The organism is Paenibacillus sp. B46(2026) (assembly GCF_056786355.1).
The window spans coordinates 3,200,931-3,222,958 of record NZ_CM165907.1 but is presented as its reverse complement, the minus strand read 5'-3'; the positions used below and the strand labels follow the sequence as shown (position 1 = coordinate 3,222,958).

Genomic DNA, 22,028 nt, shown 5'->3' with positions numbered 1-22,028 from the left:
TGAGAAAGTACAAAAAGCGAATATAGTTCCCGAGAAACAGCCTACATTAACCGCTATGAACGTCCATTTTCCGAAATACACTCGGAGAAATGCCACGTACCCGCTTAAAAGCTCGGCGGAATGAATGTGCACTGTTATACCCGGTGGCCTCCGCTATCTCGTCAATGGTCTGACCAGTGGAGTGCAACAAGTTCGAGGCAGCATCAATGCGTACTCGTTCTACATAATCGGAAAGATTCTCTCCCGTATGTTCTCTGAACAGTTGGGATATAAACTTCTCGGACTTGCTCATGTGCTCGGCAATCCGATAGATCGTCAAGTTTGCATCCCCATAATTATGTTGGATAAAACAAATCAATTCGCTCACAGTATCCGCATGTGCTCCTGCTCTTCTTCTCTGGAAATCACCGCAGATGTCTTCTGTTAACTGTTTGAATTTTGCACGCAGCGAAGTAATCTTTTCTGTCATCTGAATGGATGTCACCCGAGATTTATATTCCTCCAGCAGGGAAGCATCCAGCTTGAATTTTGGTTCGTCCAGCTTCAGAAAAGTCCCCTTCAGCTCCATGATGAACTGTTGTGTCATCTCGTAGGAAAGTTCCCGCTCCTCTAAATTACGAAGAAATAATTGCTCCAGAATGCGTATCGCCTCTTCAGGCTCACCGACTTTGATCGTGTTCAGCAGGCGCTGTTCAGACTCAATCGGATAATAGAACATTTCATTTTCCTTCATCGTATCTTCAAATCTCACCAGATGATCTGTTCCCATATGAATGGCATAATCCAGAGCTTGTTTGGCTTCGTCAAAGGAGCGACCCGCATCATTCCAGACCTCGTAAGCTGCACCTGTGCCAATTGTTGTGGATATCCGATGCTCCCGGTAGATCACTTCCATCAAGGTGTTCAGCTCTTTTTCACATCTCCCTACAGCTTCATTCAGTGAGTTCTCATCCAATGGACAGGCAAAAGCGATCTGGTCTGTTCCCCAATCCGTGATCAGCAGCTGCGCATTCCATTCTGTAAGTACTTGTTTGATGAGCAGCCTTGCAACACCCAGTTCATGGATAGTTTCTTCACTGTCCGGATTGGCATATCCGTTTACCTTCACTAAGCCTGCCAAGCCCTTGCTGCTATGAAGAGAAATGTGCGCCTGGGATGAGATAACCTCCAACTCAAGTGAGGTATAGACTTCTCCCGTTAACAAACGTTTGATAAAACCGTCTCTCAATAACGGAATCTGCTCATTCATGGCGTTTTTAAGTGAGTCATTATTAGCAATCAGATTGTTAATATGGCTTGCCAAAAAATCATATTCATTGCCCCGTCTGCCTGGGGAATCGGTGATTTGTTCCCGAAAAGAGGCCAACAATCTGTAAACGGGTGCACTATTCCGATAGGCCAGAACCAGCCCGAATAACAGTCCCAAGGCAATGGTTGCCAAAGTAAAGACCAGCGTGACTTGTTTGATTTGGTCCGCTTTTGTCATGAGTGCTTTCTCCGGAATCCCTGCCATGTAATTCCATCCATTTTGACTGGACTGTATCGATATCAGCAGCCGACCATCACTTCCAGGCTGTACATTCTGCACGTTCAGCTCCGTTTCCGCAGTGTTACCTTCTTTCCGATGATTCTGTGCCATTTGCTCAGCCTCGGCCTGTTCAATGCCAAGGGAGAAAATGATCTGCCCTTCCGCATCGGTGACGAGAGTCCAGCCGCCATATTGATCCACAATATGTTGAGTAAGGCTGGCCATCTGATCCTGATCAATCATGACACCAATCGTCGCTTGCGGTTTGTTGAAGCTGTTCAAAGGCAGAGATTGCAGAAACGTAATGGCGGGAACGTCTGCAAGCACAGTGCCGAGTATTTCACGTTTATAGTTTCGAAGCGGTATGATTTCATTAAAGTGTGGTTGTTTGAGAATTCGGTCATACCATTGATCAAACGACATACCGTCCAGCTGATTGGCAGCATAATAATGCTCTGGACGATAATACACGGTTCTTGGTGTGATGATGGCATTGTAGTTTGGAATGTGAATGAAGAAATGGGACAAGTAATCATTGGTACTGCTGTACATGGAGAGGCTCCGCTGCATACGGTTCATACCGTAGACATTGTAGAGATCATGCGGCTTTGGGCCAGCAATTAAATTTTGCAAATCGGGATTGGCGGCAAGCTGTCTGGTAAAGGCTTCGACTTGAAGAAGATTTCGCTCAATGATCTCTTTGCCAAGACTCAGTGACTTCAAACTGTTCTCAATGGAGCTGGAACGAGCCGCTTCAATGGAAGCTCGGTAAGAGGCATATCCCGCAATTTGAGGAATCATCAGAATGACAAGATACGAAATGAGAAATCGGCGGAACACGGGTGAAAATTTGGACCATAGGAGCTGCATATGTACCCTCCCTTTTTTTATCAAGCGCTTACATTTCTCTGTGATAAGGTAGCTGTTCAATGATACACCGGGCATTTCTTCCTGGTGAAGGTACAACTTCTTCCTTATGGTACATTTACATACTGTAGCGTACAATGCTTGCATGAAAATAATTGTCAGTCTGCGGGTTAGCGCACAAATATAGTTGTATTTTACCTTCGCATGACATCCATCCCAAAGTATCAAAAATAAACGCAAAGAACCTCCCCAAGACAAGTAATGACTTGGGGAGGTTCTTGTTTAACATTATGCTTTTTAATTGCTAACGGCAACAAATTTCCATTGTTGGTTTGTAGCACCTGTGTAGGTGTTCTGCTGCAGCTTGGCTCCATCCGAAGTGGAAGCGTTGGCCACTTCAATCGCTTTATTGCTGTTCACGTTAATGATACTCCAGTACCCGTTACCAAGATCGTTGACCTTAAAATGCTGAGCGGTTGTGTTCAGATTGCTCATGAGTTGAACCGCTTCCCCATTGGTGTTGGTACCGTTGCGAATGTCGATGACTTTGTCCGGTGAGTTCACACTTGTCAAAGTATAGTTACCGTTGCCGATCGAGGTCAGAACCCACTTCTGAGGGTTGCCGCCCAGATCACTCCACTGCTGGAGCTGAAGATTATTTTCATTTTGACCACCTGGGACATCAATAACCTTGTTGGAATGCCGGGCTACAATTTTATAGGTTGCACCGGATACCAAACCCGTTGTTGGTCCACCTGGTCCACTGCCCGGGTAAGTCTGAGCACGTTCATGGTACCAGTTGAACAGGAATCGTCCCATGGCACTCCGTGAAGCATCCCCGTCCCACTTCAGGCCTGCCGTTGGGTCAGCAAAAGAACTGCGTTGGCCTGGCTCCAGAATGAATCCGTTCATATGAGCTGCAATGCTGACATTGCCTGCTGCGTTGAAAATCGTTTTGGTATTGGTGCCAAAACCTTCATTGCTACCATTAAACAAGTTCCAATAGGCCGAATCGCCAGGTTTGTTTTTGAACCAGGTTACCTCGGTAATATTAATCGGATACTTGTCAGCAGCTGCCTTCACGTTGGTATTCCACTGGTCTTGCAGGATAGAGAAGTTGTCATATGCGCCATAACCAGGGTACCAGTGAACCGCATATCCATAGTTATTGAGCGGATCAGTCAATGGATGGCTTGCCGTCAAGCTGTAAAATTGGTTGTATCCCAGACCTGCCGCCCAGATGACGTTGTCCGCACCTTTGCTGCGAATTGTTGAAATCATGGAATTTTGGAAATTACGCAAGTCATTCCAGTGATCCACAAAGTCATTTTCCCCGTTGTATCCACCCCAATGTCCATTGGCATAGGATTTCACCGGTTCGTTGATCAGTTCGAAGTGAACGTTGTCTGCACTTTTGATCTCCGGGCGTGAAGCGAGATAACCCCAGATTTCGTTGAATTTCTGCAGGTTGGCAGGTGTTGTTGCCTGATCATCCTTCAATGTGAAGTCCAGTCCCAGGACAACATATACACCTTTTGTTTTGGCATATTGAATGTACGGAATAATTACATTTTGAGTAACGGTCTGCACACCGGCAAAGTTATATGTACCAGCAGCCACATCTCCCATGTCCTGACGATCGATGAACAGACGTACCTGATTCATATTCCAGCCATGATTGCTTCCGTACTTCGCGCTGGTGTCAGCAAAAGTATCGGTAATGTCTTTCAGATATGCCAGTGTAGCTGCATGACGGTTATTGCCGTGCAGATTGAGATAATAATTGCTGTCCTGATATGTCCAGTAGGCACCTGAGGGTTGATGCCAACCGTTCAGTAGCACAGGCTGGTTGTTGCTGTTCACCAGGTTTTTGCCGTTTACGTGCAGCTTGCCCATCGGCATGCCCACCCATGCTTCGGCACGGCTGCCTCCCCATGGAGCAATTGTGATCAATAAAGCCAGAATGAGTACAAGTTTACAAGATGTCATGAACTTCTTCACTTTAATTCCTCCTGATCTGATATATTGCCTTGCAATAATGCGAGTATGCTCCGTCAGAGTATCTCTGATCAAACAGATCGCTCAGGTCGGCGCCCGCTCCCGCAGCCCGTTCCACACCAGTAGGGGGATCCTGCGCAGGGAAGGATCGCGGTTCTGCTGTGAGCAGACGTTCATGAGATCGTTACATGCCCCCTTTTCACAGATGGAATGTTGCATGAAGTTCCTCCTCCCTCTTCCAGTCTGATCACACTCCAAACGTACAGAAGAACTTAACTTAACCGACGATTCCCGTACGCTCTACACTCTCTACGAAATATCGTTGCACAAACAAATAGATGACGATCAAAGGCAGAATGGCAAGAAGAATTCCTGTATCCTGGATCATGCTCAGATAGAACGGATCGGCCTGGGAAGCTGCACCGTCAGTAACCTGCTGGGCCAGATTATACGGAAGGGACGATAACTGAGTCGACATGACTTTACTTGAAGTCAGATAAGTCGTCGTATAGAAGCTGTCGTTCCACTGCCATACGAAGGAAAACAGCATGACTGTTACCATGGACGGAATGGCATTGGGCAGCATGATTCTTGAAAATGTTCGTCCGATGCCCGCGCCGTCCACATAGGCCGCCTCCTCCACTTCCTTCGGAATACCTCTGAAGAATTGCCGGAAGATAAAGATGTACAAACCGGCTTTAAGTGAATTGGCCGTAATTGCCGTCAGAATAAACGGCCAATAGGTATTAAGCAAATTAACAGGTTTGCCGGCTATAAGCGTCATAAGCCCCATCAGGTCAAAGCTTTTCAGATTCAGGTATACCGGAATGAGAATGGTCGTTGGCGGTACAAGAATCGTTAGAATTACACCAGCAAACAGCCAGTTGCTTCCTCTGAATTTCAGTCTGGCGAATCCGTATCCTGCAAGTGCACAGGATGCTGTAGTCAGCAGTGTAGTCGTTGCAGACAGGGCAAACGTATTAAACAGCGTTGCCCAGTAATCCATTACGCGTATCGCCTCTTTGAAATTGTCGATGGAGAAGTTCTGTGGAATCCACACCACCACTGCCGAATACAGATCACCTTTAGCTTTGATGGATGTGGAAACCTTCTGAAATATGGGAAACAGGATAACGAAGGAAAGCCCGGTAATCAGAACGAATCGGATCATGGCCCACAGCCAGCCTTTCCAATGCTCCAGCGATAATAATCGTGATGTTGTCACGTGGGACACCCTCCTTTCTAATCTTGATAGAAGACTCGCTTCGAGAAAATGATGTTTACGATAACCAGAATGATGGCAATGGCCAGAAAGTAGACCCATGCCATGGCAGAACTTAATCCAAAGTCAAATTTGACGAAGCCGGTATCCCGGATCAGTTCCGTCATGGCGTTATTGGCAAACGAATCAATGATTGTATAGATCGCATTGACAAAAATAAGCGGGCTGACCATTGGGAACGTAATTTTCCAAAAGGCTTCATAACCCGTTGCCCCTTCCATCTTCGAAGCCTCATACAGTTGAGGGGAAATCGTCTGGATCCCTGCCAAAAAGATCAAAATCTGTACACCGGATTGACTGACGATCTGATAGATCCGATCTACGGCGCTGCTCAGATACGTGACGATCCAATCGCTCACTCCGGCGTTAACCATCAGATTTTCGAGTTCAAATGTCCCGAGTGAGCTTCCACCTGTGCTGCTCTGATTAACCGCTTCAATCAGGCTGGTGCTCTCCAGTGTCATAATCACTCCCGATGCCAGAATAACAGGCAGGAAAAAGATCGACCGCGCTACAGCCCGGCCCCTGAACTTCTGATTCAGGATGACGGCAAGGAACAGACTGAATATAACGATAAGCGGTACGTTGATGAGTACGTCTGTAATCGCCTCAATTAACGCACGGTTAAAGCTTGTATTGACGGTCAGCGCCTGAATGTAATTGGCAACACCGTTGAACTGAATCGCTATGCCTTCAGCGTTAGCTTGAATTGTACTCATGCTGTATCGCAGAGAGGCTAACAGCGGAATGAAGAAAAACAACACAAAACCAATGAGCCAGGGAAGCACGTAGATTACGCCCCACATGGCTTTCTGCTGAGCATACGTACGACTTCCCCATTTCCATTTCAGGAGCGTCTTCAGAGCTGCTCACCACCAGTCACATAGCTTTGGGCTTCCACTGTATCGTTGTTAACTTCTACAGGGAAGTCGTTATAATTGACGATTACGAACCCGCCACCTTCATATGTTGTCCGGAAGACGCCCTCCTCCAGGGATTCATGGGATATCATGGAACGTCCGGCAAATGGCTGGTTCACCTGGTTCACCTCGTTATAGATCTCGCCAGCCAGATCGATCCATTGTTCATAATTCGCCGCGTAGAGGTCATCATAATCCGTTTCTTTCACAACATGGTTTGGCGCATTGAACCATGCAAAGTAAGGACTGGCTCCATATTCAATCAGCTTCAGCACATATTGCCTTGCATTGGTATATGTGGAGAGATTGTATGGCGTCCCCGTATAGCCGATGCTGCCGTGTACAACGAGCTGATAGAACGGAATCTCTTCATCCTCCAGTTTGAAACGGCTGCTGGTCATCGGCGCATCTGTCAGACCAGTTACATACGGCAGGGCATAAACGTTCCCTCCTTCAGCAACAAGCGAGCCAGCCTGCTGCCGGATCTGTTCAAGTGCCTTCTTCACGGATCCGAGCGCTTGTGTTCGGTCCACCAGCTTTTTCGGATTCATATCGCTGTTTAACTGCGCTGCCAGATCATTCAGGCTCAGCGACAGTCCGTCCTTTTGAAGGGACCTGAGCTCATCTAACATGTCTGCCGTCACGTCCTCCAGCAAGTTGGGCGAAAGCACATAGGAAGGTGAACGATCCCGGTCCCGCCGCTGGATGGCCTGGTTCATCGGATACATGACCGCCGGTTCCTGAGTTAATGTGCGTGAAGCTTCTTTGGACGGTTTAAACCCTTTTTTGGATTGTACATTCAGCAGAGCGATATCGGGATAGAAGCCGATGCCCGCTTCTTGTGTATATGCGCTGAATTCCCGCAATCCCTTTTTTCCGCCTACGGCGCCGTCTACTTGGATGGAATCCGGCTGTCGATGATGAAGTCCGCCGTTAAGCCATCCCGAATAGCGCACCTGAATATTGGATACCTTCTTCTCCGTCAAGGCGGAAAGAATGTTTTTGGCTTCATCAAACGTGGTCAAAGCCTCCGTTGAATCATACGGTATGCCCAGCATATGCTGCCTTGTTGTCATGCCGCCGAACAGTTGCAGGTAAAAGGGAACGTTACTCTGCTCCTTGCTGGCGTTCAACTCGGGAAGTCCGCCGTTTTGCATCAGATAATCCCGATAGATAGATGCAAGCCCCGAGTACGAGGCCTTATCTGCCCCCACAAAAGCATATCGAACGACGAAGTCAGACACGGTCGGTTTCTTCTGGAATTTCGGAAGTGTACGAACCATATCACTTGCCTGAAGCGTCACATCGCTCTTGTTCATCACATAGAAGCTTGGATATACGTTGTTGTAACTGTTCAGCTTGCCGCTGATATCGGCATTCACAACTGCAACGGCATCCCCTTGTTCAATAATGCCGAGGAAAGCCCCTTCTTTCCGAATCAGTCCAAACACCGGCAGCCTGGCTCTGGCTTCATTCGAACTTGCTTCCCGCAGTTTCATGGTCATATCCGGTCCGTATATGTCTTGTTGATAGGCAGGATACTGCAGCTTGCCATTGTTAAAATGGATCAGTGCTCCCGAACCGTCCGGTACCAGCATGGAGCCCTCTTCGTCTGAACCCCCGGCTCCGAAATAATCCATTACAGATATGCTGTTAATCGGATATTCCTCCGGAAAATGAATGCCTGAGGACGGAACACGTACAAGCAGATCCTCTCCATCCAGCTCATATTCCATCGTAAGCATAAACAGCCGTGGTCCACTTCGTTCCTCTTCAATGCCAAACTCGGCGTGATCCTGAGCCAGATCCTCCGATGTGTAACCGGCTGTGTCAAAAGCCTTCAAGGCCCGGGACAATTGCAATCCTTGCATCGCCTTATCAATCCGGACGTAAGCGCCTTCATCCTTGTCTTCCGCATAGCCGACCTTCAAAGCCCGCTGCCCGGCCTTGTCTAGCTGTGCAAGCAGCTTTTGTTCAAATCGCTCCTTGCTGATCTTCATCGGCAAGTCTTCGATGGATCGCTCAGTGCTTCCAAACTGGTAGTGGACCCGCACGCCGCTTGGCAGCACCTCGTAGCTTATCTGCTTGTGTGCAACACTATCCGTGAAGGAATTCACGGTGCTGCTCTGTCCGAGGCTGTTGAAGAAGCTGAGCTTCGTTTGTGATGACAAAAGGTCTTTGTTTATCCCGGCTGCAACCCCATCCTGCTCACGATCTGCAGGATTGCTGCGCCAGATCTGGCCGCTCTGCGTGTGAATCACTGCAATCTCGGCAGACTCTTCGTGAATGAACAACTGCAGCGCAGCATTCTGCGCAATGCCTACCATGCCGGGAAGGCGGACATCGCTGAAAGATGATTTCAGTTTCTCTCCGGGAGGCAGGGAGGGAAAGTCCGTCGGAACAGCGGCAGTCACTGTCTCGTGAGCGAGCGGTGTTGGCGAGAATTGACAACCGCCAAGAAGCAGACTTCCCGCGAGCAGCATTCCTGTTATTTTTTTGGCTACGGTATAGTTCATAACAATTTCCTCCTCCCTTAGCCCCGAAGCACTAATTCCTGATAGATGGTTACGACAAACGATACAATCTGCTGTACAAGACTAAAGAATAACAGGCACAGAAATGCCATAAACGCCATCGCTACAAGTGTCAGCAGCATCGTGAGCACCGTTTTGGCTGGTGTGTACTGATGAACCGTCATATTCCCCACAAATAACAGATATACCGTCCACGCAACGGCGAGTGCATTGGAGAAATAATAAAAGGCAGTTTCCTGCGCAGAGATCACAAGACTCAGCCAGATCCATGGAAAATGAATGAGGAACAACGGTACCAGTGCAAAACACGTTGACATGAAAATTTCGGAGAACTTGCCTTCCCCGTCCATCAATGTGGTTAACGACCAGTTGGCCACACACCAAAACAGTACCGGAATAATGACATACACCATTTCAAGCAGACTGTTCAGGTACTTCGGATTACTGAGATTAATGAGAAAACCGCTGTACTGGGCATGCAAAATTTTGGTGATGACCAGAAGCACCAGGATCATGAAAGCAATCAGCAGTGAGTTTCTCTGGTTCCGTTCATACTTCAATTCCCAGTATCCGTCAAACGGATGAAAAATCAGATGCAGCGGGTACTGGTATAGTTGCTTACTTGATGCCTGCATTCGTAGTCCTCCTTTTCTGCCTGCGAACGATGATGACGGTGACAATCGCAGCGACAGCCAGGAATATACCGGACATCATCCATGAAAAATGCTCACGCATCAGCTCTTTGCGGTACAAAAGAAAAGCTTTGGAATACCCTTTGGGCTCCATGCTACGCTTGAAATATTTCGCAGACTCGGCGTATTCCTTCTGACGAAGCAATGCTTTGCCAATTCCCGCATACGCATATTCCAAGTTAGCGTTCATCTCGGCAGCTTGGGCAAACAGCACCGAAGATTGATCTTCATCACCGTTATAGTAGCTGCGCACCGCTTCGTGGAGTGTACGTCCGTATTCAGTTGTTTGAAAGACGGTGATTTCACCCAGCGCTTTATCCAGAACTAACATCCGGTCTCCCGCACGTTCCAGGGCAACAGGTGTATTAAATTGGCCCAGCCGGTTCCCGATGCCGCCATAAATATGGAGCAGGTATCCGTCTCCATTGTAGGTGAAGATTCGGCCCTTGCTGGAATCCAGTACGGAATACATGTCACTGTCACCCACATCCACATCAATCAGGCGGGATGGCCCTGCTTCCTGGGTATACAGCAAATCACCCTGCGGAGTCTGATAGCCTTCTCTGCGCAAAATGTCTGTACCCTGGGCATTCAGCTTCTTGACCGGATCTTTGCCGCGATCCCCGCTAGTGGCGTAGATAAAGCCCTCTTCATCCATATCCAGATTGGTAAATTCCGTTGGAGTGAACATCACCATCTGGCTGCGCTGCTCCCGTGTTGCAAACCGTTTCCACAGATACTCCACCGGGTCCACCTGAACTCTGTTCGCTCCAATGAAGGAAGAGAATGTACCGTCGGCGCTGAACTCCATGAATCCATCAAATACGCCTTCAGCCATGACGTAGATACGCTCCCCTTTGTCCATAACAATCCGCATCGGTTTAAACTGGAAGTCTGCTTTTAACAGATCCGATTTTGGTTCAGACACGATCTTGACCAGCTTCCCCTGTTCATCCAGATGCACCACCCGGTGATTATCCGAATCAGCAACCAGCAGATGACCTTTTTCCGTGACGTACAATCCCTGTGGATTCTTAAAATGATCTTCCTTGCCTTCCTGCTCAAATGAATCAATCGTCCGTACCAGCTTAAAGTTGGGATCCATCTCAATGATGCGGCCATTGCCCGAATCGAGCACAAAGACGTGCTGATTGGCGGTAACATGCATGTCACTTGGCTCTTTCATAGGAGTTGTGTTCAACTTCTTGCCGGTGATAATGGTTGTTGCCTCATATGCCGCCGGTGAAGGAACTGCGTCACCCCAGAAGGAATAATGATACGCATCCGTTTTACCGTCTGCACTCACGTAGGGCGCCTCTTGAACGAACAACAGGAGGCAGATCATGCCCATGATGATCGATTTACGTTTTTTCCATGTGCTTCTCCGCACCTCGCTGCCTCCTTTCTATTCTTTCATGCCCGAAGTGGCCATCGTCTGCATAACACTGCTCTGAGAGATGATAAACAGAGTGATCGGTACAATCATCAGCAGCAAGGCAACAGCCGCACCTACACCGGCTCTTGCAATCCCTCCCTGCACAATCTGACTGAGCGCATAATGCAGCGTTTTGAGATTTTCACTGTAAATGAAGCTCCCGCCATCCGTTCCCCATAACGCTGGAAACTGAAGGATCATGAGCGTGAGCCATGCCGGCTTCACATTGGGCATCACGATGCTCCAGAATATCCGGTATTCATTGGCTCCGTCGATTTTGGCTGCCTCCAGCAAAGCATCGGGAATCTGCTCCATGAACTGTTTCATCAGGAAAAGTCCCAGCGAGAACGCAAGTGATGGCACAATAATGGACGCATGAGTGTTAATCCAGCCAAGCCAGGACATGACCATGTAGTTCGGAATTGCCGTAACATGCGGCGAGAACATCAGGGACAGAATGACAATGGTGAACAACACTTTGGAACCCGGAAAACGATACTTAGCCAGCGGATAAGCCGCTGCAGATGCAAGAAGGATATGCCCCGCTGTGCCAAGTATCGTAATGAGCAATGTGTTGGCAATATAGCGAGATAACGGCACCCACGAATTGCCCATGAGGTTGATCAGATCGGCAAAATTCTCCGTTGTCGGATTGTTCACCCAGAAGCGCGGCGGGAAAATAAACAGCTCATCCAGCGGCTTGAATGCATTGTTGACAGCATAAATGAGCGGAAGCACCATAAAGGAGCCGAACACGCCCAGCAATGCAAATAACATCAGGCTGACGGTAAATGACCGATTAAGCCTTTTTGGCATGCCAAACACGGCACGTACTTTGCTGGTCATCGTCATTCACCTATCTTTCTAAGCATTTTTTGCGTGAAAACGTTTGTACCCAGCATCAGGGCAAACAGGACCGTTGCGATGGCCGAGGCATACCCCATCTCGAAACGAATGGTTCCGAAGTCCATCAGATGCGTGACAACTGTGTGTGCCGCATAGTTTACGCTCGGGAAACCTGCCAGTGCGATGGAGATCTCAGCTACGGCGAAGGAAGCGGTAATCTGCATTACCGCACCAAACATCAGCTGCGGTCTCATCGAAGGCAAGGTGATGTACCAGAGCTCCTGCCAGCGGTTTTTGATCCCATCTACGGTTCCTGCTTCAACCAGAGAACGATCAATGGTTTGCAGTCCTGCAATAAAGGCCAGGAAGCTGGTTCCCAGGCTCAGCCACAGCTGTACAATAATGACGATTGCCAGTACATACTTCTCGTCTGCGAGCCATTGGATCGGTTCCAGTACGACGCCAAGGCGCATCAGGAAGCCGTTCATATACCCGTAGCTGTCACCCGAGAAGATGATCAGCCAGATGAAAAAGACGTTGCCCGATATGGATGGAGCATAGAAAATCAGCGTCATGACCGCCCGAATTTTAGGAGACAGCTCATTGATGATCCACGCAAACAAAAAGCAGGCTATATAACTGAGAGGGCCTGTAATTACGGCAAAAAGGAGCGTGTTTTTGAGCGCGATCAGAAATACGTCATCGTTCAGAAAAAGCCGGGAATAGTTCTGCCAGCCGACAAATCGCGGCAACTCCAGCATATTGAAGTGAAAAAAGCTGAGCCCGAGTGAAATGCCGACCGGAATGACAGTAAACATGAAAAAAATCAGCATAAACGGTGCCATCAATACATAATAATGCCTGCTGAGATACAGATCCCGCTTCAATAGGGACCACCAGCCGACCTGGCGGGTATGGACGGCAGGAGCGGCGGCTGTCTTGGTAGTTTTAGCTTGCAACCGTTACCCTCCCTTTCCTCTATTTCAGATTAAATTCCTTGCGTTTCAACTCAATTTCATCATCAATGTACAAGACATAGTCTGATAAGGCTTCACGCGGATTTTCATTTGCATTGACCACCTTACGGAAGGCGTTGTCCAGATGTCGTCCCGTGAAATAACCTCCCGGAAGCTGTGGAATCCCTTGTACCCATTCCCATTGTTTCTCGAGATTTTGATAATCCTTCACAGGCCAAGGCAATTGCTTCAAGGCTTCGATATTGGCCGTCGGGTAACGGGCAGCCGCTCCCATAAGACCTTCCATTTCTCTCCCGTATTCAATCTGGGTCTGCTCATCAGTCCACCACTTCATGAACTTCCACGCCGCTTCCTTGTTGTCGGCATTTTCGAGCATCATCACCGCGCTCGTAGCGCTGGCCACTTCATGCCGTATGGACCCATCCGGAAGCTGTGTACCCGGAACAATCGTAAAGTCCCAGAGATTGCGGATTTCCGGAGCCATAACTGTCAGCATGTTATACGTGGTGTAATCAGCAATCCCGATCGGCATTTCCCCGGTACGGAAGCGGTTCGGAAAGTCGGCTTTGAGAGGAAACTTGTAATTGGTATAAAATTGCGTCCAGCGTTTGAACGCGTCCATTGAAGTCTCCGAATCCAGCGCACTTTTCTTCTGGTCTTCGGTATAGAACGTTCCATCATTCTGGTATAACAACATCGCAAAGGTTGAATTCGGAACCAGGTTGGCATTGTTCAGCGTATCCTCTATCGGCAGATAAAACTCCATGTTATGCTTCTGCAGCACGGCGATGGCGTTATATACGTCTTGCCACGTTTTCGGCGGTTCGAGGCCCAGTTCATTCAGAATATCTTTGCGGTAAAAGAGCATTGGAAAATGCTGCTGCTCCGGAAGGGCATATACCCCGTCGTTGTAGCGGTAAGGCGTCAATCCGCTTTCGCGGAACCTGCCCGAAATTTCCTCGAAATCGGGGAACTGGCTCAGATCCGCTGTTGCGTTCCTCATCGCATAGTTCACCGGAATGTCTTCGCCCATCTGCATGGCTACATCCGGTCCTTCCCCCGAGAGTGTTGCGGGCAGCAAAATATTAGGCGGAACGAGACGTAACTGCACGGACACATCCGTATCCGGGGTAAACGAATCGTCGATCATACCTTTCAGTACTTGGGCCTGATCCCGTCCGGTCGTGATCCATACGGTGATGGCATCCTTCTTTTGTTCCACGTTGCCAATGCTGTCGTAATCTTCGGTATACGAGGCAACATATGCGCCCAGTTCGTGCTTCACCTGCTGGACGGTGCTCGCTTCCGCTTTTGGCAGCGATTCACCCGGCGGAGATACGACAAGGTAATCCAACGTAATCGGCTGTTCACGTACCGATAGAATCCATGTGCCGAGACCGCCTACGTTAATTTTGAACGTATCCAGCCGTTTGGGAACCGTCTCTGGTCTGGCCGCCATATCTTCAAGCTGCAATACCATGGCGTGCAGTACGGCCACTTTGTCACTTTGCTCACCCGTGGCTTTTTCCAGGTAATCTGCAACGGAGCGCAAGGTGTCAGCTTGTCGTTCAAACACCTCCGTCATCTCCGGAATACGCCGTTCCAGCTGGTAATCCCGCAGTGGGTCCGGACTGTTGGAGGTGATCATTAATATTTTACGATACATCTCATTCAGTTCCAGCACGCTGGATTCCACGGTCCGCAGCAGCGGAGCGATGTCGCCAAGTGTAACCGTCATTCGGATTCGGTGTTTCCCTTTTTCAAGATGAAACTGATATGGCTGATCCTCTCCCAATCCCAACACCTGAGTTTGCCAGGCCGGGCTGTAGTTAAATCGAATGCGTTTCATTTCCTTAAACGGAACCTCACCGTTTATCGTCAGACTGCGGGTGGCATAAATGCCACGCAATTGATCCTGCTTCACCTTAAGTGCCAGTTGATACAGTCCGTCTTCAGGCACGTCAATTTCCCATTCAATCCATTCGCCCGGCAGTTTCCAGTTAATGCCCCCGATGGCGTTCATCCGAATTTTCGATACATTATAAGGCTCCAGTGAAGGGCTTGATCGGTCCGAGATTGGTGCCAGTGTAGGGGATGATTTGCTGACAGCTTCCTCCCCCTGTACTTTCAACATGACAGGAGCCGCTTGTTTCAAGCCGAGTGAGGCATAGGTCTGCTCCAGCTCTGCATAGGAAGGAACTTCGCTTTCTTGATATAGCTCGATATAATCGATCGCCATACTTTCTCTTAATGAAGTGAACGATAACTTCTGACTGCCTTTTTCAAAATAAAACTGAAACGGTTCCTCGAAGTACCCTGCGCTGTCCTTGAAGGAAGTCAGCTGCCATTCGGGCTGTTCCACTTGTCTTGGTCTAAGCTCGTTGCCACGATCGTCCTGCCGGACGTTGTCCTCTCGATTTCCCCATACCCTGTCAAACAGAAGAATATCGGCCCCTCTGAACGGGACCTTACCATTAAGCTCAAGCCTGCGTTCGATCCCGGAGCTTTTGCCTTCTACGGGATAATAGTGAATGCGAATGTTGTACAAACCGCTCACTTGAACGGGAACATCCCAGCGAATGATTCCAGTTTCCGGCGTAATTACGGCACTTCCGTCTAATCCGGCGTACCCTTGCACAACCTCAAATTCCCCATCCTCTGCCTGAACATAAGATTCGCCTTCGATGCGTACAATTTCATCCGGTTTGGCCGTATTGTTATGAGCAGTCAGATAATGCTCATAACTGAATGAATCCTCGGTTCCCGATACCGCCTCAAAGTCCTCAAGCGCATGTACCGTTCCCGGATTACGATCCCGCGATGGATATAGTGTCCATATGGAGAGCACCAAGGCCAGGACAAGCACCAGGATTAGTCCCTTTTTCTTACGTGACCGCATGTTTGAATGTATCCCCTTTCCTGTAAGCGTTGAGAGAACTGGACGATTGACTAACCCGGACAGACCGCACCTTCACTGGTGCGTTCTGCCCGTGTAACGTGATACTTATTTGTATACCTCATCAATCGCAGCCTGGAAAGGAGCCTTGTATTTCTCGATCAGCGTAGATACGGATACCCCTTCTTTGAGCTCCCCATCAAAGTCCCAGAACGGCAAGGACGGGAATGTGTTATGGTCGAGAACCAACATACCTTCCGCAACCTCTCTGGCGTTGTTGATATCTGCTTCATCTGTCAGATGTGTCTCCAGTGTGGATTGTCCCGGATACTCATAGATCGAATCGATCTCGTTAATTTTCTCCCAGATGTACATCAGTTGTTCCGGATTCTCTACCGCTTTAGGAATCGTTATAGCTTGGTAACGTGACTCACCGGAGTGATACGCTGTTGCACTTGGACCTTTTGGAAACGGTACAAAACCAATATCGTAGTCCTGCATATCCGTCATAATGCCTTCGACTTCGTACATGGCACCTGAATACATCAAGGTGTTGCCTTGACGGAAGAACGTGGATGGCTCTGTCCAATCGCCGCCCTCAGAAGCCCTGCCGACCTTCTCGGTAGCCAGTTTGGAGAGGAAATTCAGTGCCTCTTTTGTTTTTGGATCTTCCAGGTTCTGCTTATCCTCTTTGGTCAGAGAAGCCTCGTTGGAATACAGAATCGGTTCCAGCAAGCCTGTTTGAGCGAGTCCCCAAGTGTCCAGCTTGCCATCATTGTTTCGATCCTTGTTCGCTTGCTTGGCAACGCTGATGAATGTATCCCAGTTCCATTCATCGGCATCCACATACTCCTGAAGTGGCTTCAAGCCGAGCTCTTGCATGAGCGTGCGATTATAGAAAATTCCGTTGATAAACGAGGACTGGTCCTCGGTAAAGCCGTAACCTTTGCCTTCATACTGCATGTATTCTTTGGTTGTTTTCTGGTTGAATACCTTGTCGTTTTTAATATAATCATCCATCGGCCATAACAGATCCTGTTTGGTCAATGCCGGAATGGCATAGTTTTTGCCCAGTCTCACAAGATCGCCAAGCGGTTCACCGGCCATCAGGGAAGCAACTACTTTTTCCTGATATTCACCGAAATCGATGGAAACGTATTCAATATTAAAATTGTGTTTTTTCTTCAGCGCTTCGAGATTCTCAAGGCGTTGAATGTTGTCCGGGTTGTTCCCCTGTATTTCCATGTCCCACCAAGCAACAACCTTGATGGTTCTGCCGCCCATGTCAAAGTCCATTTCTGGCGTGGAGTTTTCATTCTTGGGCTCGGTTTCCGCGGGTTTTTGTTCCTCCTGTGGTGTTGTCTTTTCCGGCTCGGGTTGAGCGGTAGGTGCAGAACTGCATGCAGCAATCACCAACAAGACCGCAAATACCAGGTTCAGTAGCATGAACTTGTTTTTTCTCATCGTCTTCCCCCCTGATTGTCGTTTGCTATCACAGTGTATCGTCACAATGAAAGCGCAAACAACCTGCCAGAATACAGATGTTTACCCGGGCTGAATATAGATTCGCGTAATTTTGTGCGAGCAAAGTGCATTATAGGTTTTAATTGGTAAAGAAATGCACTGTCTACAAAAATATGCACATTGTATGCGCTTTCTTTTATTACCATAATGAAATTAAGTCAAATTTCAGTTAATCTAGCGTATTACAATTCAGCAGAAGGTGAGGTATTGCTTCATGTATGATATTTTACTTGTGGATTTCAGCCGTCGTTTGTGCGGAGAGTTGCAGCAGATGTTGCTACGGAGCAAAGCTCAATATACTATCGCAAATTGTGTGTTCTCATCGGCCGAGGCTTTGACCGCATTGTCAGAACGAGACTTTTCCCTTGTTATGGTACATACAGAGAGGTTTGATACCGCGGGGCTCTGGTTATGCAACGACATTCGAAAAAAAAGTCAGATACCCATCCTCCTTATGGGTGGAAGAGATCACTTCAGGTTCGTACGCAAAGCCCTGACGTATCAGGTAAATGATTATCTCCCGTATCCTGTTAGTCCCTCTTCTTTACTTAACAGTCTGCATGGACTTAGATCCCACCTTGAAACCGACCCGGCACACAAAACGTCGTCGTTCTTCAAAACACCCGTTCAAATGAATGGTAAGCCCATGCACTCCAGTCATGTTATTCGTATCGTCAAGGCCTATGTACGGGATCATCTGAGTGATGAAATCACGCTGAAGAAGATCTCTGACATGCTTCATTTTAACTGTGCGTACCTTGGACAGAAGTTCAAGCTGGAAGAGAAGATGTCTTTCAATGATTATATGCTCCAGCAACGTATGGAAAAGGCCCAGCAGTTGTTGTCTTCCACGAATCTGCGAATATATGAGATTGCTATTGAGGTAGGCTATAAGGATATTGATTGGTTCTATAAAAAGTTCAAAGCGTATGCCGGATCGAGTCCCAATGCTTATAGAAGACAAAAAATCCACACGGCCTAGAGGTGGATTGCCGAATCGGTTTGTTTATCAATTAGATAATAGCCACAAAAAAACGCAGGATGTATTCTTCTTCCTGCGTTTTTTTGTGGCTATTTGGGTTTGGTCAATTCCAGAGGATTCACCATTAACGTACCAAAAGGGATTCCCGGTATTCTTGGGGAGTCATTCCCGTTATTTTCTTAAAAAGTCGGGTAAACGAATGCGCTGCCTCATACCCCACTTGAAGTGCAATCTCGCGCACCATGAGATCTGTATTCTGAAGCAATTCTTTGGCTCTCCTGATCCGGCAGTCGTCAATGAACTCAGACAAGTTTATGCCCATTTCCTGTTTGAAGAATCGCGAAAGATAAGACGGATTAAAATGATGAAGTTCAGCCAATCTCACCAATGATAGATCTTTCTCAAGGTTATCCTTGACGTAATTGCATAAAGAGTGAATGACAACGTTAGCGCGTTCTTGTTCATTTGATCGCTTGAATCGGACTAACTCATCAGCAGCACGGTATAGAAATTGTACGGCATCCTTCATACAGGTATACTCCCCCAAATGAAGCAAGCTTCGATGTTCCGGGATTTTCTGTTGAAGGCTCCAACGATTAATGGTCGAATGCAGTAACAATGCAAGGTTGTAGTATGTCTCCATTGCGCGTTCCATCGTTATATCCTGTTGCAATAGTTCACCTGCAAGCTCCTCGAATATGTCGTAGAATGGCTGAATTCGGCCTGTCTCCAGGTAACCTGACATGATCTCGATCCGACTTGAGATTCGCATGGATTCTTTGGGCACTCCCGCCGAAAGATCATCCTTATGATCCGTGAGTACCATGGATACCCCATCTCCGACTTTCATCCATTGGAGCAATCTCAACCGTTCATATTGTTTTGTTATCTCGGACCAATGACAGCTTAGCCCACTTAATGTAAACGCGATAGATACGTCAAGTGAAACCATACAAGCTTCCTGCACAAGTTCCAACGTACCCTCAAGAAATCGTACGACCTTGTCGTTCCCCATCTCCTCCTGCTTCGGCTGAAGCAGCCAGACCACATCACCGTAATGATCTGTTACACTAGCGTACACCATTCGCTCATGCATCAAAGATGAGCCGATAATACGTACAGATTCCTGGGCTTGTGTGGGCTCCGAACCTGCTCCTGACGAATTATTGAACCGACCCAATACGAGATAAACGGGTGTGTCGAACCGCAAGTCTATCTCTCGTTTGCACAATATATCTTGCATTTCGACGGGACCAGATATGATTGCTGTACAATCCTGAAGTAATTTCCGCAAATACGATTCTTGCTGAATCACTGCAAGTTGAGAGTTGAATTCACGCGATCGTTCCAATAATTCAAGCATGCTGTGACTCTGCCGGATCTCTTCCATCACATCTTCGACAACTGCCATCACCTTGTCATAACCTTCCGTTTTGAGCAGGTAACGCACATTGCGCATTTGAAAAGCCCGGTAGGCATAATCAAAATCACTATGTCCTGTCAAAAAAATGGTGCGACAATTCGGCCAACTGCTCTGAATCCGCTCTGTCAGCTCCAGACCACTCATACCCGGCATACGAATATCCGTTAGAACGATGTCTATTCTTGATCGTTGCATCCAGGACAAAGCTTCTGTCGCGGAATAAGCCTTGCATACGTCAAGCCGGTCAGGCATATGCCTGGCGAACGTTTCATAGAGACTGTCCGTAATGATCTCCTCGTCATCCACAATTAAAAGTCGATACATTCGCTTTCCCCTTCCTTCCACTGGATTCGAATTGTGACTTTCAATCCTTGCAGTTCACTTCTGGATAGGAAAAGCCCGCTTCCTTCTCCATATGTCAGAACCAGACGTCGGTGAATGTTCATCAATCCAGTCATTTCATCCGTGCCTCCGTCCATGTGTAAACGTTGCTGAAGAACATGGATGTGGCTTTCTTCCAAATCATTTCCATTGTCCTCGACTGTAATCTCTGCATATGGAGCTTCCATATGAAACCTGATAATTAGAAGGCCAGAAGACGTATTCTTTTCAAGACTGTGCTCATAGGCATTCTCAATAATCGGTTGAATGATGAGTCTGGGCACCTCCATATGTTCCATTTGAACTGGAAGTGGCCCGAAATCGACTTTGATTCGTCTGGAGAATCGCAACTGTTGGATCTCCGTATAGATTCGTGAATGCTCAACTTCCTCTTTTAACTTGACGTGATCTGTTTCATTTCGGGTAATGAACCTGAAATATTCACCAAGCATATTAGTGAATTGTTCAATACGTTCTGTCTCCCCTGTTCTTGCGAGCGAATTCAGAATAAAGAAGCTATTGTACAGAAAATGAGGGTTGATTTGAGATTGGAGCTGTTTCAATTCGGCTCGCTGCATCATCATTGTTTTTTTGAAATCTCGGTCAATCAGGGATTGAAGATTTTCAATCATTTGATTGAAACGGGTGTACAGGAAGCCAAACTCATCCTTTCGATTGTGCGCGATGGGAACATCAAGCACGCCGCCCTCCATTTTTTTGAATCTTTTCACTAACAATAGTAATGGAATGTGAATCAGCTTGTAGCTTGAATAAAGATAGGCCGTGATGGCGACAAATGAAGTAATTGCAAACAGCCAAGCCCAGTGATAGAACTTGCTAAGTGGTCTGGTTACAATTTCCTCGGGCAAATATGTAGCTACGGACAATCCCAGCGAGTCCATATGTAATTGACTAACGTGATACAACGTGCCCCCCACCTTCATCCGAAAACCATCAAGTGTACCTTGTGCACGGTGCTCACGGTAATTCGCGAGAATAATACTGCTTTGTTGCTTATCTGTGATGGCATAACCCGTTTGGTCCTCAATCAGAAAAGTGGAACTCTCCGGGTACAGATTAAGCCGAGTGAGTTCATTTTGAAAATGCTCTGTATCCAGCTCCACTTGAATGACAAATAGTGGCGCTTCCCCTCTCGTACCTGTCAGCCGGACGGCACTCATGTTCATGGTGTTCTCTTTCACAGTAAAATGTGTACCTTTTCCTTGCATGCCTGAACTAAAGTATGCATATGAACTCTCATCGAAATCATCGATACCTTGGGTCGCGGAAATACTTTTGCCGACGGTAGGGATATGTACATGGACGTTTTTGATGTAAGCCGTGCTGTTCTTAAATGACGCGAGCCGTTCAGTCAGATAATTCAACGTATCACGTCGCTCGACCTGATCCATCATGTTCCATAGAATCGCCAAACGATTCAGTTTACGATCCTCGACGATATCAAACTGCTGTAGCTCCATCCATTCCATTTCCCTATTCAGTTCCACTACATATTGGTTCAAACGTCTCTCCGTTGACAAGGATATTTCCTGGCTTGCATTGTCATAACTCCAATGATAGAGATACACGCCAAGAAGAATAAGGGGAAGCACGAAGACCAGATAGGTGAATATCAATCGCACAAATATACTGTTAAACCATGATTTAGCGGGAATCTTGATCAATGCTTCCACCTCCAATGCCAAAGGCTGGATTAGTTCCTTGTATGAGTACAGTAGTGAG

Annotated in this window: 14 protein-coding genes; 1 reads left to right on the top strand and 13 read right to left on the bottom strand. The window is 47.6% G+C overall.

The genetic code is table 11. The features are described from left to right. Positions 1–46 precede the first annotated feature (46 nt). The 11 genes from AC1S8V_RS14610 to AC1S8V_RS14560 form a co-directional block, all read right to left on the bottom strand. On the bottom strand, positions 47–2,398 hold the full coding sequence (locus AC1S8V_RS14610) for a helix-turn-helix domain-containing protein (RefSeq protein ID WP_482074207.1): 2,352 nt from the start codon (positions 2,396–2,398) through the stop codon (positions 47–49). Positions 2,399–2,692: 294 nt separating this feature from the next. Next, positions 2,693–4,396, bottom strand: coding sequence for an RICIN domain-containing protein (locus AC1S8V_RS14605; RefSeq protein WP_482074206.1), 1,704 nt, complete (start codon positions 4,394–4,396; stop codon positions 2,693–2,695). 274 nt (positions 4,397–4,670) lie between these two features. Beyond that, positions 4,671–5,618 carry a carbohydrate ABC transporter permease gene (locus AC1S8V_RS14600; protein ID WP_105598719.1) on the bottom strand — a complete coding sequence of 316 codons (948 nt, stop codon included), beginning with the start codon at positions 5,616–5,618 and terminating at the stop codon, positions 4,671–4,673. 17 nt (positions 5,619–5,635) lie between these two features. Further along, entirely contained in the window at positions 5,636–6,481 is an 846-nt protein-coding gene (locus AC1S8V_RS14595; protein ID WP_082219083.1) for a carbohydrate ABC transporter permease, read from the bottom strand. Positions 6,482–6,534: 53 nt separating this feature from the next. Then, positions 6,535–9,111, bottom strand: a complete 2,577-nt coding sequence (locus AC1S8V_RS14590; RefSeq protein WP_482074205.1) for a DUF5696 domain-containing protein — start codon at positions 9,109–9,111, stop codon at positions 6,535–6,537. A gap of 17 nt (positions 9,112–9,128) precedes the next feature. Further along, positions 9,129–9,764, bottom strand: coding sequence for a YIP1 family protein (locus AC1S8V_RS14585; RefSeq protein ID WP_017688482.1), 636 nt, complete (start codon positions 9,762–9,764; stop codon positions 9,129–9,131). Next, on the bottom strand, positions 9,748–11,211 hold the full coding sequence (locus AC1S8V_RS14580) for a hypothetical protein (RefSeq protein ID WP_449004747.1): 1,464 nt from the start codon (positions 11,209–11,211) through the stop codon (positions 9,748–9,750). Before AC1S8V_RS14580 ends, AC1S8V_RS14585 begins: the two co-directional genes overlap by 17 nt. Positions 11,212–11,226: 15 nt before the next feature. Beyond that, positions 11,227–12,102 carry a carbohydrate ABC transporter permease gene (locus AC1S8V_RS14575; RefSeq protein ID WP_026081082.1) on the bottom strand — a complete coding sequence of 292 codons (876 nt, stop codon included), beginning with the start codon at positions 12,100–12,102 and terminating at the stop codon, positions 11,227–11,229. 2 nt (positions 12,103–12,104) lie between these two features. Next, entirely contained in the window at positions 12,105–13,061 is a 957-nt protein-coding gene (locus AC1S8V_RS14570) for a carbohydrate ABC transporter permease (RefSeq protein ID WP_482074204.1), read from the bottom strand. 19 nt (positions 13,062–13,080) lie between these two features. Next, on the bottom strand, positions 13,081–15,978 hold the full coding sequence (locus AC1S8V_RS14565) for an extracellular solute-binding protein (protein WP_482074203.1): 2,898 nt from the start codon (positions 15,976–15,978) through the stop codon (positions 13,081–13,083). 105 nt (positions 15,979–16,083) lie between these two features. Further along, complete coding sequence (locus AC1S8V_RS14560; protein ID WP_482074202.1) at positions 16,084–17,439, bottom strand: extracellular solute-binding protein; 1,356 nt, start codon at positions 17,437–17,439, stop codon at positions 16,084–16,086. A gap of 274 nt (positions 17,440–17,713) precedes the next feature. Between AC1S8V_RS14560 and AC1S8V_RS14555 the strand changes: the two genes are divergently transcribed. After that, positions 17,714–18,481 carry a helix-turn-helix domain-containing protein gene (locus AC1S8V_RS14555; RefSeq protein ID WP_047842955.1) on the top strand — a complete coding sequence of 256 codons (768 nt, stop codon included), beginning with the start codon at positions 17,714–17,716 and terminating at the stop codon, positions 18,479–18,481. Positions 18,482–18,605: 124 nt separating this feature from the next. On the opposite strand, the gene AC1S8V_RS14550 is transcribed toward AC1S8V_RS14555, so the two are convergent. Both AC1S8V_RS14550 and AC1S8V_RS14545 read right to left on the bottom strand, forming a co-directional pair. Continuing rightward, positions 18,606–20,228: a helix-turn-helix domain-containing protein gene (locus tag AC1S8V_RS14550; RefSeq protein ID WP_482074201.1), complete on the bottom strand. Its 1,623-nt coding sequence runs from the start codon at positions 20,226–20,228 to the stop codon at positions 18,606–18,608. After that, positions 20,213–21,979 carry a sensor histidine kinase gene (locus AC1S8V_RS14545; protein WP_482074482.1) on the bottom strand — a complete coding sequence of 589 codons (1,767 nt, stop codon included), beginning with the start codon at positions 21,977–21,979 and terminating at the stop codon, positions 20,213–20,215. Before AC1S8V_RS14545 ends, AC1S8V_RS14550 begins: the two co-directional genes overlap by 16 nt. Positions 21,980–22,028: the final 49 nt, after the last annotated feature.